15 protein-coding genes are annotated in these 13698 nt (G+C 72.4%); 8 read left to right on the plus strand and 7 right to left on the minus strand.

Features of this window, described 5'->3' with window-relative positions:
- Positions 1-127 precede the first annotated feature (127 nt).
- From ABZU46_RS21040 to ABZU46_RS21050, 3 genes are read left to right on the plus strand one after another with little or no spacing between them, the layout of a single operon-like run.
- Positions 128-2683: an ATP-dependent Clp protease ATP-binding subunit gene (locus ABZU46_RS21040; RefSeq protein ID WP_354860346.1), complete on the plus strand. Its 2556-nt coding sequence runs from the start codon at positions 128-130 to the stop codon at positions 2681-2683.
- Positions 2680-2901, plus strand: a complete 222-nt coding sequence (locus tag ABZU46_RS21045) for a hypothetical protein (protein ID WP_354860347.1) — start codon at positions 2680-2682, stop codon at positions 2899-2901. The genes ABZU46_RS21040 and ABZU46_RS21045 overlap by 4 nt, the downstream gene beginning before the upstream one ends.
- Positions 2901-3251 (plus strand): DUF3140 domain-containing protein, encoded by a 351-nt coding sequence (locus tag ABZU46_RS21050; protein WP_354860348.1) that lies wholly within the window; start codon positions 2901-2903, stop codon positions 3249-3251. Before ABZU46_RS21045 ends, ABZU46_RS21050 begins: the two co-directional genes overlap by 1 nt.
- A 56-nt stretch (positions 3252-3307) precedes the next feature.
- Here ABZU46_RS21050 and ABZU46_RS21055 read toward each other — a convergent pair whose 3' ends face one another.
- Together ABZU46_RS21055 and ABZU46_RS21060 are read right to left on the minus strand one after the other, a co-directional pair.
- Positions 3308-3553 carry a hypothetical protein gene (locus ABZU46_RS21055; RefSeq protein WP_234582022.1) on the minus strand — a complete coding sequence of 82 codons (246 nt, stop codon included), beginning with the start codon at positions 3551-3553 and terminating at the stop codon, positions 3308-3310.
- An 80-nt stretch (positions 3554-3633) separates the two neighbouring features.
- Positions 3634-4365, minus strand: a complete 732-nt coding sequence (locus ABZU46_RS21060) for a TetR/AcrR family transcriptional regulator (RefSeq protein WP_354860350.1) — start codon at positions 4363-4365, stop codon at positions 3634-3636.
- Between the two features lie 23 nt (positions 4366-4388).
- Between ABZU46_RS21060 and ABZU46_RS21065 the strand changes: the two genes are divergently transcribed.
- Positions 4389-5543, plus strand: a complete 1155-nt coding sequence (locus tag ABZU46_RS21065; protein WP_354860351.1) for an FAD-dependent monooxygenase — start codon at positions 4389-4391, stop codon at positions 5541-5543.
- 15 nt (positions 5544-5558) lie between these two features.
- Here the strand turns inward: ABZU46_RS21065 and ABZU46_RS21070 are convergent, their stop codons facing one another.
- Together ABZU46_RS21070 and ABZU46_RS21075 are read right to left on the minus strand one after the other, a co-directional pair.
- Positions 5559-6530, minus strand: coding sequence for a LysR family transcriptional regulator (locus tag ABZU46_RS21070; protein ID WP_354860352.1), 972 nt, complete (start codon positions 6528-6530; stop codon positions 5559-5561).
- Between the two features lie 87 nt (positions 6531-6617).
- On the minus strand, positions 6618-7226 hold the full coding sequence (locus tag ABZU46_RS21075) for a hemerythrin domain-containing protein (protein ID WP_354860353.1): 609 nt from the start codon (positions 7224-7226) through the stop codon (positions 6618-6620).
- Positions 7227-7400: 174 nt separating this feature from the next.
- Between ABZU46_RS21075 and ABZU46_RS21080 the strand changes: the two genes are divergently transcribed.
- Both ABZU46_RS21080 and ABZU46_RS21085 read left to right on the plus strand, forming a co-directional pair.
- Positions 7401-8729: a M20/M25/M40 family metallo-hydrolase gene (locus tag ABZU46_RS21080; RefSeq protein ID WP_354860355.1), complete on the plus strand. Its 1329-nt coding sequence runs from the start codon at positions 7401-7403 to the stop codon at positions 8727-8729.
- 58 nt (positions 8730-8787) lie between these two features.
- Positions 8788-9447, plus strand: coding sequence for a hypothetical protein (locus tag ABZU46_RS21085; RefSeq protein ID WP_354860356.1), 660 nt, complete (start codon positions 8788-8790; stop codon positions 9445-9447).
- 129 nt (positions 9448-9576) lie between these two features.
- On the opposite strand, the gene ABZU46_RS21090 is transcribed toward ABZU46_RS21085, so the two are convergent.
- Positions 9577-9768: a DUF5703 family protein gene (locus ABZU46_RS21090; RefSeq protein WP_039906151.1), complete on the minus strand. Its 192-nt coding sequence runs from the start codon at positions 9766-9768 to the stop codon at positions 9577-9579.
- A gap of 174 nt (positions 9769-9942) precedes the next feature.
- Positions 9943-10914, minus strand: a complete 972-nt coding sequence (locus ABZU46_RS21095) for an aldo/keto reductase (RefSeq protein WP_354860357.1) — start codon at positions 10912-10914, stop codon at positions 9943-9945.
- Positions 10915-11101: 187 nt separating this feature from the next.
- Here ABZU46_RS21095 and ABZU46_RS21100 point away from each other — a divergent pair, with 187 nt between their 5' ends.
- Positions 11102-12154 carry an LLM class F420-dependent oxidoreductase gene (locus ABZU46_RS21100; protein WP_354860358.1) on the plus strand — a complete coding sequence of 351 codons (1053 nt, stop codon included), beginning with the start codon at positions 11102-11104 and terminating at the stop codon, positions 12152-12154.
- A complete protein-coding gene (locus ABZU46_RS21105; RefSeq protein WP_354860360.1) occupies positions 12151-12987 on the plus strand; it encodes an undecaprenyl-diphosphate phosphatase in 837 nt (278 codons plus the stop codon). The genes ABZU46_RS21100 and ABZU46_RS21105 overlap by 4 nt, the downstream gene beginning before the upstream one ends.
- A gap of 129 nt (positions 12988-13116) precedes the next feature.
- On the opposite strand, the gene ABZU46_RS21110 is transcribed toward ABZU46_RS21105, so the two are convergent.
- The gene (locus tag ABZU46_RS21110; protein WP_354860361.1) at positions 13117-13674 is read right to left on the minus strand and encodes a hypothetical protein; all 558 of its coding nucleotides are present in this window, start codon (positions 13672-13674) and stop codon (positions 13117-13119) included.
- Positions 13675-13698 lie beyond the last annotated feature (24 nt).

Below are 13698 nucleotides of genomic sequence, written 5' to 3' on the forward strand. Positions count from 1 at the left end.
CACCTGCGGCCGGCGCCGGCCCGGTGCCACTCCATATCGCGGTGAGCGCCGCCGCCTGCGGCGTTTGTCGGGCCGAGCGCCGGGTAGCCCCTGGCGACCGTGCCGCGCCCGACTGCGGAGGACAGACATGATGGGACCCGGTGACCCTGGCTCCGACCCGTGGGACGAATTCCTGGCCCGGTACTTCGGCCGGGGTGAGGGAGGACGCCGACCGCCGCACCGGGTCGACATCACCCGACTGATGACGGCCGACGCGCGGGAGATGCTGGCCGACGCGGCCCGCCGTGCCGCGCAGCGGCAGAGCAACGACCTGGACACCGACCACCTGCTCTGGGCTGCGCTGCAACGCGAACCCCTGCGCGACCTGGTACGCCGGGCCGGCGCCGACCCGGACACCCTGCTCAACGCGCTGGGCGGCAAGGGCGACGGCGCGCCGCGCGGGGAGGTGCCGCCCAACCTGTCGCTGACCCCGGCGGCCAAGCGGGCGCTGCTCGACGCCCACCAACTGTCCCGGGCAATGGGGGCCAACTACATCGGCCCCGAGCACATCCTGATGGCCCTGCCGCTCAACCCCGAGTCGCCGGCCGGGCGGATGCTGGCCGCCGGTCGGATCCAGCCCGAGTCGTTGCAGGCCGCCAACGCCGAACGCGGCCCGATGACCGGGCCGAAGCCGGACCGCGGCACACCCACCCTGGACCAGTACGGGCAGGACCTCACCGACCTGGCCCGCGCCGACCAGATCGACCCGGTGATCGGGCGGGCGGACGAGATCGAGCAGGCGGTGGAGATCCTGTCCCGGCGGACCAAGAACAACCCGGTGCTGATCGGCGAGGCCGGTGTCGGCAAGACCGCGATCGTCGAGGGTCTGGCCGAGCGGATCTGCGACGGCGATGTGCCGCAGACCCTGCTCGGCAAGCGGGTGGTGCAGCTCGACCTCGCCGGCCTGGTCGCCGGCACCCGCTACCGGGGTGACTTCGAGGAGCGCCTCAAGAAGGTGATCGACGAGATCCGGGCGCACCGGGACGAGCTGATCATTTTCCTCGACGAGATCCACACCCTGGTCGGCGCCGGTGGGGCCGGCAGCGAGGGCGGAATGGACGCGTCCAACATGCTCAAGCCCGCCCTCGCGCGGGGCGAACTGCGGGTGATCGGCGCGACCACGCTCGACGAGTACCGCAAGAGCATCGAGAAGGACGCCGCGCTGGCCCGGCGGTTCCAGCCGGTGCTGGTGCCCGAGCCCAGCGTCGACGACACCATCGCCATCCTGCGTGGCCTGCGCGACCGGTACGAGGCCCACCACCAGGTGCGCTTCACCGACGAGGCGCTGGTCGCCGCCGCCGAGCTGTCCGACCGGTACGTCACCGACCGGTTCCTGCCGGACAAGGCCATCGACCTGATCGACCAGGCCGGCGCCCGGGTCCGGCTGCGCACCCGCACCCCGGCGTCCGACGTGCGGGAGCTGGAACAGCAGCTCGACGACGTACGCCGGGACAAGGAGCAGGCCGTCACCGACGAGCAGTACGAACGGGCCTCGGCGCTGCGGGACCGGATCTCCGAGCTGGAGGAGGAGATGCGCCGCGCGAGGGGCGCTGACGGCTCGACCTCGCAGGTGCCCGAGGTGGGCCCGCAGGAGATCGCCGAGGTGGTCTCCCGGGCCACCGGCATCCCGGTCAGCCAGCTCACCGAGGAGGAACGCGACCGGCTGCTGCGCCTGGAGGGCCACCTGCACGAGAGGGTGGTCGGCCAGGACGCCGCGGTCACCGCTGTGGCCGAGGCGGTGCGTCGCTCCCGGGCCGGGCTGGCCGACCCGGAACGCCCGATGGGCAGCTTCCTGTTCCTGGGCCCCACCGGCGTCGGCAAGACCGAGCTGGCCCGCGCCCTGGCCGAGGCGTTGTTCGGCGAGGCGGACCGGATGGTCCGGGTGGACATGAGCGAGTTCCAGGAGCGGCACACGGTCAGCCGGCTGGTCGGCGCCCCACCCGGGTACGTCGGCTACGAGGAGGCCGGTCAGCTCACCGAGGCGGTGCGCCGCCGCCCGTACGCGGTGGTGCTGCTCGACGAGATCGAGAAGGCCCACCCCGACGTGTTCAACATCCTGCTCCAGGTGCTCGACGACGGGCGGCTCACCGACAGCCAGGGCCGCACGGTGAACTTCAAGAACACCGTCCTGATCATGACGAGCAACCTCGGCTCCGAGTTGATCACCGGAACCCAGCGGGCCGTCGGGTTCGGCACCGGCGCGCCCGGCAGCGAGCAGGAGAACGACGAGCTGCGCGAACGGCTGATGCGCCGCCTGCAGGAGAACTTCCGGCCGGAGTTCCTCAACCGCATCGACGAGGTCATCATCTTCCGCCGGCTGGAGGCCGAGCAGTTGCGCGACATCACCGCGCTGCTGCTGGAGGAGACCCGCCGCCGGTTGCACGCCCAGGACATCCAGGTGGAGTTCACCACCGCCGGCATCGACTGGCTGGCCGAGCACGGCTACCAGCCGGAGTTCGGGGCCCGTCCGCTGCGCCGGGTCATCCAGCGGGAGGTGGACAACCACCTGTCGCGGATGCTGCTGGAGTCGGCGATCTCGCCCGGGCAGAAGGTCATCGTGGACGCCCGCGACGGGCAGCTCACCTTCGACGTGACCGCAGGTGAGCGGGGGTACACCGCCGCCACGACAACACACCCGCGATGACCGGGCCGGCGCGACGAGACGACCACGAGGACCCGCGTGAGCACGCGGAGTCCGCCAAGCCCCGGGACGAGGACGACGACGAGGACCATCCCGACCCGATCCTGGCGCCCCCGACCGCGAACCCGCGCCGCACGCGGGTGCCCGCCGAGGGCCTGCATCCGAAGACCGACCAGGACGACCCGGAGACGTCGGGTCACCATCGTCGAGAGGAGACCTGATGGTACGCGACACGCGGATCGACCCCGAGGTGGAAGTGCTCTGGGAGGACTTCCACGCCGAGGTCAACGTCCCGTCGGAGCAGCTGCGCACCTGGCTGCTGACCCGGGGCTCCGGCGAGGAGTCGTTCAGCCCGAACCCGGACCTCGACCTGCCCCAGCCGGGACGGGAGATCCTCAAGGTGCTCAACAAGCGCAAGGTCGACCTGACCCCGGAGGACATCGAGGTGATGCGGGAGGCGGTCGAGCGGATCCGCGAGCTGATGGACGCCAAGCCCCAGCGCGGCAACGCCGACGACAAGTGGCGGCACTCGCTGCTCGACCTCGGCCACGACCCTCTCGTCGAACGCTGAGCGATGCCGTACGCGACGGTGCCGTCCCGGGTGCGGGGCGGCACCGTCGCATGCCGCTACTGGCCCTGGTCGGACTCCAGGCTGCCGATGGTCAGCCCCGCCGCGTCGGCGGCGGCGTCGCGCTCGCCCCGGGTCTGGTCCTCCCGGGTGAGCAGGTTGGCGTACTCGGTGACGTCGGCCGGGTCGGGCACCTCCGGCAGCCGGCGCAGGAACGCCTCCACCTGGCGGGTGGCGGCGGTGTGCGCGGCGGCGGCCTGGCGGAGCAGTTCCCGGTCGTCGGCGGGCGGGTAGAGATCGGTCATGTCCGCCAGATACCCCGACAGCGGCCGTTCGCACCGCCACCGACCAGGCAGTAGCCGACGTCCCGGTCGCGTGGCCGGGACTACTGGCCCGGGTGGGGGTGGCCGGTGATGCCGTCCAGGATGGTGGTCAGGTTGTGGTCGAAGGTCTCCTCGGCGCTGAGGTGGGCGCCCTCGATGACGAGCCGGGCGACGGTGGGGTAGCGACCGGTGTCGAGCATGCGGGTCAGGTACGGGCCGAGGCTGGCCTGCCAGGCGCTGACATCGGTGCCGGTGAAGCGGGCGGTGCGCCGCTCGGTGACCTCTCGGCGCAGGGCGCCGACGACGAAGGCGTTGAGGGCGCCCAGGGCCCGCTGGAGGTCGTCGATGTCGCGTATGCCGGGGGCCTGGCTGAGGGCCGCCGCGCTCATCTCGCCCACGGCAAGCGCGTGCGGGCCCAGGTGTGGCCGCCCGCCGAGCAGGTCGGAGAACCACTCGTGGTCGAGGGCGGCGGCGCGGGTCCGCCGAAAGACGGCCAGCACCGTGGCCCGCCACCCGGAGTGCTGGCCGGTCTCGGCGATCTGGGCATAGACGGCGTCGACCATCAGGTCGAGCAGTTCCGATTTGTTGGCCACGTAGTCGTAGAGCCGCATCGGACCGACGCCGAGCTCTTTGGCGATCTTGCGAACCGACAGTCCGTCGAGGCCGTGCGCGTCGGCGAGCCGGATCGCCGTGGCGGCGATCTTCGCGCGGCTCAACGGCACCGGCGTCGCCCGGGGCTGGGGCTCGGGGCGTTCCCAGATGGGCACGACCTCGCTACTGTACGATGTATCCACGCGATACAGTGTACGGTAAGGGCATGAGGATGCGACTGGCGATCGCCGGTGGTGGCCTGGGCGGCCTGACGCTGGCACGGATCCTGCACCGGCACGGCATCGACGCGGTGGTCTACGAACGCGAGGCCAGCCGATCCGCACGCTCCCAGGGCGGAATGCTCGACCTGCACCCGGAGTCCGGGCAACTGGCCCTCGCCGAGGCGGGTCTCGACGACCGGTTCCGCTCCGAGGCGCGGCCCGAGGGCGAGGAACATCGCATCCTCGACCCGGCCGGGCGCACCCTCGTGCACCACACGCCCCGCCCCGGCTCGTTCGCCGGCCGCCCCGAGATCGACCGCACCGTCCTGCGTGATCTCCTGCTCGACTCGCTGCCGCCCGACGCGGTGGCGTGGCGGCACCGCCTCGTCGCGGCGACGCCACGACCGGGCGGGGGCTTCGGGTTGACCTTCGACGGCGGCCACCGCGCCGACTGCGACATCCTGGTCGGCGCGGACGGCGCGCGCTCGGTCGTCCGGGCGCTGCTGACCGACGCGGGACTGTCCCACGTGTCCAGCCACGTGGAGCTGACCATCGACGACGCCGACCGACGCCACCCGGATCTCGCCGAGCTGGTCGGCCCGGGAAACCTGTGGTGCGTCGGCGTGAACCAGATCCTCGCGGCGCAACGCCTCGGCGACGGCAGCATCCGGGTCGGGATCTCCCTGCCCGCCGACGACCGCGACCTCGACGCCTACCGTGACACGCGTGCCCTGCTGGACCTGTTCGACGGCTGGGACGCCCGTCTCACCGCCCTCATCGACGCGGCCGACAGCCCGCCGACGCCGCGCCGGGTCGAGGCGATGCCGGTCGGCGCGCGCTGGGCCCACCGGCCGGGAACCACGCTTCTCGGCGACGCCGCGCACCTCATGCCGCCGGTCGGCGAGGGCGCCAACCAGGCCATGCTGGACGCCGCCGAACTCGCACGCGAACTCGCCGCCAACCCCGCCGACCCGGACGCGGCGATCCGGGCGTACGAGGAGGCGATGTTCGCGAGGATCGAGCCGATCGCCGAGATGTGCGCACGAGTTCAGGCGATGATGCTGTCCCCGACGGCGGCCGACGACCTCGTCCGCTTCTTCACGCCACGGTCCGCCAAACCCTCTTCCGGGGACGAGGAACCCGTCGCCGCGCCCCGCTAGACCTCCCGTGGGCCCTCACACCCCGCTGGGCTGCCGGACGCCGAAACCCGGATTGCGCACCAGCCAGTCCAGGTAGGTGGGGTGCGGGGCCAGCGAGTCGGTGTACGCCGCCTTCGCCGTCGCCAGCACCAGCTCCGCGTCCCCGGCGGCGGGCGAGTCCGGATGCCACCCCAGCAGCAGCCGCCAGCGCAGCGGGACACCGGCCAGCCGCCTGGTGACCAGGCCGGCGACCGGGCGGAACGTCGCCTGGCAAAGGGCCACCGCCACGCCCGCCTCCACCAGGTCGACACAGCCGCGGATGTCGGTCTCGTACACCTTGCGGGGGGTGAAGCCGGCGCGGGCGCACGCGGCGGCGAAACAGTCGCCGAAGCAGCCGTCGCCCGGCGCGGCCACCCACTGCTCGTGACCCAGGTCCGCCAGGCGCACCTCGGCCCGCTCCGCGAGCGGGTGGGTCTCCGGCAGCAGCACCAGCACCGGGTCGATGGCCACCTCCCGCCAGCGCAACCCGAACGCGGCCGACGGGGTGGCGTCGCCGCACACGCCGGTGAGGGCGAAGTCCAACCGCCCGCCGGCCACCAACTGCGCCAGCTCGTCGACCGACCACGAGGCGTACGTGGTGATCTGGGCCGGTGGCTGCTCGGCGGCCAGCCGGTGCACCAACCGGCCCAGGATCGGGCTGTTCACCCCGCCGAGGCGGTAGCAGCGAGGCGCCGCGCCCGCCCCGGCGAGCCGTGCCGCCTCGTCCTGCAGGCCCTTCATCGCCGGCAGCAGCACCCGGGCCCGGGCGAGCACCAGCTCACCGAGCGCGGTGGGCCGGGCGCCGCGCCGATCCCGGTCGAACAGCGGCCCGCCCAGCGTCCGCTCGATCCGCTGGAGCTGAGCGGTGAGCGCCGGCTGGGCGAGCCCGAGCGCCGACGCCGCCTTGGTCACACTCCCTGTCTCCGCGATCGCGCAGACCACCCGCAGGTGTCGCAGCTCCAGGTTCATAGGGTGACGGTAGGACCACGTCGCAGCCTGCGGAAGAGGCCAAGCGAATCGGTGACGTTGAATGCATTTCGTGGCGCGGCCCGCGCTTCAGTCGCGCGGCGGCTCCGGCAGGTCGGCCAGGTACGTCGGCCGCCGCGTCACCGCGTCGCGGACCTTGTCCACCACACCCACCGCCGGCTCGACGATCCGGTTCCACGGCGGCGTGGCCGGGGTGCCCGGGTGCGGCCGGGTCGGCGCGGCCTCCTCGGCGATCTCCAACCGGTTGCCCAGCCGGATCAGCTCCTCCCCGGTGGCCACCGCGCGCAACTCGGCCACCAGCGCGCCCACTCCGTCGACGTGTCGGCGGACCCGCTCGGCGACTTCGGTCAGGGTCTCGTCGGACAGCCCCTTCAGGGCCGCCAGCAGCGCGGCGTCAGCGTCGATCTCCGCGTCCACCCGGTCGGCCTGGGCCGGCAGCGCCGCCCGCACCGCCGGCAGCAGGTACTGCTCCTCGGCCGAGACGTGCCGCGACAGCGCGGCCGTGAGCACCGCCAGCCCCTCCTGCGGGGTGGCGTCCGGGCCGGTCAGCTGGTCCACGAGAGCCAGCAGCTGCCGGTGTTCGCGGTCCACGATGTCGGCGATGCTGCGGCCACCGGGCCGGTAACCCTCCTCGGATGCGGGCGCGGGCGGCAACGGGGGCAGGGGGACGGCGGACATGGTGCCCTCCTCGACTGGCGGGCGGAAGCTCCGGCAGGGGATGTGCGGTCGTGGGCGGCGGTACCCGAACGCGGACGCCGCGAAACCGGCACGCGGATCCGCCGAGGTGAATGCCCGTCCCCGGCACGCCGGTGCGCCGGCCCGCCGGTCACCCCGGGCTGGTATGAAGGGGCGATGACGAGCGACGCCGCCTCCGCCCGACCGGACCCCAGCGCGGAGGTCGTGGACCTCTGCCGCGACCTGCTGCGCATCGACACCACCAACACGGGGGACAACGACACCAGCGTCGGCGAGCGCCGCGCCGCCGAGTACGTGGCGGAGAAACTCGCCGAGGTGGGCGTCGAATCGGTCCTGCACGAGTCCGCCCCCGGGCGGGCCAACGTGGTGGCCCGCATCCCCGGCGCCGACCCGAGCCGGGGCGCGCTGCTGGTGCACGGCCACCTGGACGTGGTGCCCGCCGACGCCGACGAGTGGTCCGTGCACCCGTTCTCCGGCGAAGAGCGCGACGGCTACCTGTGGGGCCGCGGCGCCATCGACATGAAGGACTTCGACGCGATGGTGCTCGCCGTGGTGCGGCACTGGCAGCGCACCGGCGTACGGCCCCCGCGCGACATCGTGCTCGCGTACACCGCCGACGAGGAGGCGGGCAGCGACTACGGCGCGCGCTTCCTGGTGGAGAACCACCGCGGCCTGTTCGACGGCTGCACCGAGGCCATCGGCGAGGTCGGCGGCTTCTCCTACTCGGTCAACGACAGCCAGCGGCTCTACCTCATCGAGACCGCCGAGAAGGGCATCGACTGGCTGCGGCTGCACGCCAAGGGCCGCCCCGGGCACGGATCGATGGTGCACGACGACAACGCCGTCACCGCCCTCGCCGAGGCCGTGGCCCGCATCGGCCGGCACCGCTTCCCGGTGGTGGTCACCGACACCGTGCGGGCGTTCCTGACCGAGGTCTCCGACCTGCTCGGCATCGAGCTGGACCCGAACGACCCGGAGACGGCCATCGCCAAGCTCGGCCCGATCGCCAACATCATCGGGGCGACCATCCGCAACACGGCCAACCCCACCCGGCTCAGCGCCGGCTACAAGGACAACGTCATCCCCGGCCGCGCCACCGCCACCATCGACTGCCGCAGCCTGCCCGGCCAGTCCGAGCTGCTGGAGCGGCAGCTGCGCGAGCTGGTCGGCCCGGACATCGCCATCGAGTACGTCCAGCGACAGCCGGCGCTGGAGACCACCTTCGACGGCGACCTGGTCGAGGCCATGTCGGCGGCGCTGCGCGCCGAGGACCCGGGCGCCCGGCCGGTGCCGTACATGCTCTCCGGCGGCACCGACGCGAAGGCGTTCTCGCAGCTCGGCATCCGCTGCTTCGGGTTCGCGCCGCTGCGGCTGCCCGCCGACCTGAACTTCTCGGCGTTGTTCCACGGCATCGACGAGCGCGTTCCGGTCGACGGACTACAGTTCGGCGTGCGGGTTCTCGACCGGTTCCTCCGCACCTGCTAACCGTGTCCGGTAGCTGCACCCGGCGCGTTACCTCCCCATCGTGAAGGGACTGCCCCACATGACCGACCAGCACGGTGAGCTGGACGCCGCTCTCGAGCGGGTGATCGAAGCGGCCCGCCACCACCTGGCCGCCGTACGCGCCGCGCAGGGCCGCGTCGACGACGACGACGTCTGGCAGGCGTACGTGGCGTTGAACAACGCGTCCTTCGCCTACGACGAGCAACTGCTCGACGCCTTCGGCGAGGTGACCCCGTGGGACGTCGACTCGATCGACCCGGACGAGGCCGACGAGCGCTTCGGCGGCGAGGGCGCCGAGGCCAGCGACCCCCACCCGCGGGTGATCTCGGTACGTCAACGCCGCGACTACCGGGTGCCGAGCATCTCCGCGCTGCTGCGGGCGGCCGAGGCGGCCCGGCGCGAGGGCACCCCGGAGGACGACGAGCCGGCGCCGGTGGAGGGCGTCGGCGAGGCGGTGCTGGAGCTGCTGCAGAGCGGCGACGGCTCGCTCGGCGCGCTGGACGTCCCCGAGCTGGAGCCCCTCGACGGGGTTGTCATGGTCAGCGAGGTGGGCACACCCGTGGACCTGGAGTCGTTCGACGATGACGACGCCGCCGGCCCGTTCCAGCCGGCGAGCGACGACCGGCTCGTCGGTCGACTCGACGAGCACCCGTTCCTGGAGCTCGACGACGACCACGACCACGCCGGGCACCAGCACTAGGGCCGGCGTCGGCCGGGGCTCCTCCGCCGCGGACCGACCGAGGGCCAGGCACGAGGCCAGGTGACGCCCGGGGTCCGAACCGTTCGCGGTTCGGGCCCCGGGCGTGTCACCGCCCGTCCCGGCCCGGTGTCAGTACGACAGGCCCGGCTGCGGCTGGTTGACCCGCCGACGGCGCAGCATGACCTGCCGCGTGCCGTCACGGAACAGCCGCACCCGGGCCAACTCCCATCCGGAGAACTCCGCCTGGATCGCCAACTGCGCCGCGGCGGTCAACCGGTCGACGTTCGGCGGCAGCCGCAGCGGCGCGTACTCGTAGTCCATGCCGTCCATGCTGCCCAGCCCAGCGGCCGTCCGCCACCCCCTGCGGGGTGACCAACGCCGCTGCCCTGCGTGGTTCGTGCCGCCCCGGGCGCCCGCGCGTGGCCTTCGCCGCGCGGGAGCCGCCCGCGGTCCGCAGGCGCCCCGGTCAGCGCCGGTTCGGTGAGCGCCCGCGTCTCACCCGTCGCGCTCGGGGTAGCCGATGGGCACCGACGAGACGTCGTCCAGCGCGGTGGTGATCTCCTCGGGCAGCGTGATCCGCTCGACCTGCAACGCGCCGAGCAGCTGCCCGACCGTCCGGGCGCCGAGGATCGGCGCGGTCACCCCCGGTCGGTCCCGGATCCACGCCAGCGCCACCTCCAGCGGCGACACCCCCAGGCCGCCGGCCGCGGTCGCCACCGCCTCCACGATGCTCGAGCAGCGCGGCTCCAGGTACGTGGAGACGAACCGCTCGAAGTGCGGCGAGGCGGCCCGCGAGTCCGCCGGCCGGCCGTGCCGGTACTTGCCGGTGAGCACACCCCGACCCAGCGGCGACCAGGGCAGCACGCCGAGGCCCAACGCGTCGCACGCCGGCAGCACCTCCCGCTCCACGCCCCGCTCCAGCAGCGAGTACTCCACCTGGGCGGCGACCACCGGCGCCCGGCCCGGCCAGGCCGTCTGCCAGGCGGCGGCCCGCGCGGTCTGCCAGCCGGAGAAGTTCGACACACCCACGTAGCGGACCTTTCCGCTGGCCACCGAGTGGTCCAGCGCCGCGAGGGTCTCTTCGAGGGGGGTGTCCGGGTCGTACCCGTGCACCTGGAACAGGTCGACGTGGTCCGTGCCGAGCCGGCGCAGCGACGCCTCGATGGTGCGCAGCAGGTGGCCTCGGGAGCCGTCGCGACGCCGACCGCTGCCCGGCCGCAACCCCGCCTTGGTGGCGATCAACAGCTCGTCGCGCGGTACGAGGCTGCCCAGCAGCGACCCGATCACCGACTCGGCGTCGCCGTCGCCGTACACGTCGGCGGTGTCGATCAGGTTGCCGCCCGCGTCCAGGTAACTCTTCAGCTGGGCGGCCGCATCGTCGGCGTCGGTGTCCCGGCCCCAGGTCATGGTGCCGAGCGCGAGCCGCGAAACCGCCAGCCCGCTTCGGCCGAGCGGTCGCTGTTGCATGGGTGAACCTTATTTCGAACCCGCCGCCACGGATATCCTCGCTCCCGTCATCTCTGCCGGTTCTGCCGGTTCCGCCTCCGGCGGGCACCGCGACGGACGGGGAATCATTGGCGGTGAGCCGGTGATCGGGTCCGTTTTCGGCATTGCGTAACCTGGTGCGACCTGTGCCACGGATGGGGGAGGACCAGTGCGACTCGGGCTCAGCCTTGGATACCAGACGGCGTGGAGCACGCCGGCCGACCACCTGGCGTTGGCCCAGGAGGCGGATCGCCTCGGCTACTCGGTGGTGTGGGCGGCGGAAGCCTACGGCTCCGACTCGCCCAGCATGCTCGCCTGGATGGCCGGCCAGACGCAACGGATCGACGTGGGCTCGGCGGTGATGCAGATTCCCGCCCGTACGCCGGCCGCCACCGCGATGACCGCCGCCACCATCGACGCGCTCTCCGGCGGCCGGTTCCGGCTGGGCCTCGGCGTCTCCGGCCCGCAGGTCTCCGAGGGCTGGCACGGTGTGCGGTTCGCCAAGCCGCTGGGCCGGACCCGCGAGTTCGTCGACATCGTCAAGCTGGCCGTCGCCCGCAAGGAGGTGGCGTACGACGGCGAGCACTACACGCTGCCGCTGCCCGACGGCCCCGGCAAGGCGCTGCGGCTGAGCTTCCACCCACCCCGCGAACACATCCCGATCTACCTGGCCGCGGTCGGGCCAAAGAACCTGGAGTTGGCCGGCGAGATCGCCGATGGCTGGCTCGCCGTGTTCTACGCCCCGGAGTTCGCCGACGAGCACCTCGCCGCCGTGGCCGCCGGGCGGGCCAAGGCCGGCAAGGAACTGGCCGGCTTCGACGTGGTGCCCTCCGTGCCGGTCGTCATCGGCGACGACGTGGCCTCCTGTGCCGAGCTGGTGCGCTGGTACGCCGCGCTCTACGTCGGCGGGATGGGCAGCCGAAAGCAGAACTTCTACAACCAGCTCGCCACCCGGATGGGTTACGGCGACGCCGCCCGCGAGGTGCAGGACCTGTACCTGGCCAAGCGGCAGCGCGACGCGGCCGCCGCGGTGCCGATGGAGTTCATCGACCGCACCTCGCTGCTCGGCCCGAAGGAGCGCATCGCCGAACGGTTGCGGGAGTACGCCGCCTCCGGCGTCACCACGCTGTCGGTGACCCTGTTCGTGGCCGACCGGGACAGCGGCGTGCAGACCCTGCGTACCGTCGCCGAGGCGCTCGACCTCTCCGGAGTCGGCGAGTGACCTGGATCGAGGCCATCGTCCTGGGCGTCGTCCAGGGGCTGACCGAGTTCCTGCCGGTCAGCTCGTCGGGGCATCTGCGGATCACCTCGGCGATCTTCTTCGACCGCGACGCCGGCGCGTCGTTCACCGCCGTCACCCAGCTCGGCACCGAGGCAGCCGTGCTGATCTACTTCGCGAAGGACATCTGGCGGATCACCCGTACCTGGCTGGTGGGGCTGCGCGACACGTCGGTGCGCTCCAGCCTCGACTACCGGATGGGCTGGTACGTGATCGTCGGCTCGATCCCCATCGGGCTGTTCGGGTTCCTCTTCAAGGACCAGATCAAGACCGCCGGGCGCAACCTGTGGGTGGTGGCGACCACCCTGATCGTGTTCGCGTTCGTGCTGGCGTTCGCCGAGTACTGGGGCCGGCAGACGCGCACGCTGGAGAACTTCCGGATGAAAGACGGCGTGGTCATGGGCTTCGCCCAGGCCATGGCCCTGGTCCCCGGGGTGTCCCGCTCCGGCGGCACGCTCACCGCCGGCCTGCTGCTCAACCTGACCCGGGAGGCGGCGGCGCGCTACTCGTTCCTGCTGGCCATCCCGGCGGTGGTGATGTCCGGTGTGTTCAGCCTCGGCGACGTCTTCGAACCGTCCGCCCCGGGCACGTCCGTGCCCACCGTGGCTCAGACGATCGTGGCCACCGCCATCGCCTTCGGCATCGGCTACGCGGCCATCGCCTGGCTGCTGCGCTACGTCGCCCACCACACCCTGTACGTCTTCGTGCTGTACCGGGTCGCGCTGGGCACCCTGGTCCTGGCTCTCCTGCTGACCGGCACGATCAGCGCCACCTGATCAGCGGCGTCGTTCCGTTGAGATCTTGGACAGTTTCCGTCAGCAGCTGACGGAAACTGTCCAAGATCTCGCGGGCATGACAATGGGCCGGCACCCCGGGTTCGGGGTGCCGGCCATTGGTTCGTGCGGTCAGCTGTTCCAGTGCTGGGTGACCAGGTCGGTGGCCTGCTGCTCCCACTGGGCGTAGGCGTCCGGGTACGCGGAGACCTGTACGGTCTGCGCGGCCTGGGTCAGGGGCATGTCCTGCCAGCCGTCGACCTGCTTGAGGCCCTTGAGGAACGCGGTGGTGGAGTACTCGGGGTTGGTGATCTGCTCCGGGGTGCCCCAACCGGAGGAGGGGCGCTGCTGGAACAGGCCCAGCGAGTCATGGTCGTTCATGTCGCCGAGGTGGCCGAGGTTCTCCAGCTTCGATTCCTGCAGGCTGGTCGCGATGGAGATGACCGCGGCGCGTTCGGGCAGGCCGGCCTTCTTCGTCGCGGCGATGATCGCCTTGGCGTTGGCGGTCTGCTCGCCGTTGAGGCTGATGTGCGACTGGTCGCCCTGCGGCTTCGACACTGCCGTCTGCACGGCCGCGACGGGCTTCGCATCGACGGGGTTGGCGTGGGCGGCGATCGGACCGGCGAAGACACCACCGGCGAACGCGAGACCAGCAACGGACAGCATGCTCTTACGGAAGATCGTGTTCATGGGGGTAGCTCCTTCGGGGGTAGG

Source organism: Micromonospora sp. NPDC005197 (genome assembly GCF_040608295.1).
Lineage (GTDB): Bacteria > Actinomycetota > Actinomycetes > Mycobacteriales > Micromonosporaceae > Micromonospora.

Excerpts from the sequence above, each read along its gene's own strand:
- ABZU46_RS21095 (WP_354860357.1), bottom strand. The coding sequence starts at position 10,914 with ATGCAACAGCGACCGCTCGGCCGAAGCGGGCTGGCGGTTTCGCGGCTC.
- ABZU46_RS21090 (WP_039906151.1), bottom strand. The coding sequence starts at position 9,768 with ATGGACTACGAGTACGCGCCGCTGCGGCTGCCGCCGAACGTCGACCGG.
- ABZU46_RS21085 (WP_354860356.1), top strand. The coding sequence starts at position 8,788 with ATGACCGACCAGCACGGTGAGCTGGACGCCGCTCTCGAGCGGGTGATC.
- ABZU46_RS21080 (WP_354860355.1), top strand. The coding sequence starts at position 7,401 with ATGACGAGCGACGCCGCCTCCGCCCGACCGGACCCCAGCGCGGAGGTC.
- ABZU46_RS21065 (WP_354860351.1), top strand. The coding sequence starts at position 4,389 with ATGAGGATGCGACTGGCGATCGCCGGTGGTGGCCTGGGCGGCCTGACG.
- ABZU46_RS21070 (WP_354860352.1), bottom strand. The coding sequence starts at position 6,530 with ATGAACCTGGAGCTGCGACACCTGCGGGTGGTCTGCGCGATCGCGGAG.
- ABZU46_RS21045 (WP_354860347.1), top strand. The coding sequence starts at position 2,680 with ATGACCGGGCCGGCGCGACGAGACGACCACGAGGACCCGCGTGAGCAC.
- ABZU46_RS21055 (WP_234582022.1), bottom strand. The coding sequence starts at position 3,553 with ATGACCGATCTCTACCCGCCCGCCGACGACCGGGAACTGCTCCGCCAG.
- ABZU46_RS21075 (WP_354860353.1), bottom strand. The coding sequence starts at position 7,226 with ATGTCCGCCGTCCCCCTGCCCCCGTTGCCGCCCGCGCCCGCATCCGAG.
- ABZU46_RS21040 (WP_354860346.1), top strand. The coding sequence starts at position 128 with ATGATGGGACCCGGTGACCCTGGCTCCGACCCGTGGGACGAATTCCTG.
- ABZU46_RS21110 (WP_354860361.1), bottom strand. The coding sequence starts at position 13,674 with ATGAACACGATCTTCCGTAAGAGCATGCTGTCCGTTGCTGGTCTCGCG.
- ABZU46_RS21050 (WP_354860348.1), top strand. The coding sequence starts at position 2,901 with ATGGTACGCGACACGCGGATCGACCCCGAGGTGGAAGTGCTCTGGGAG.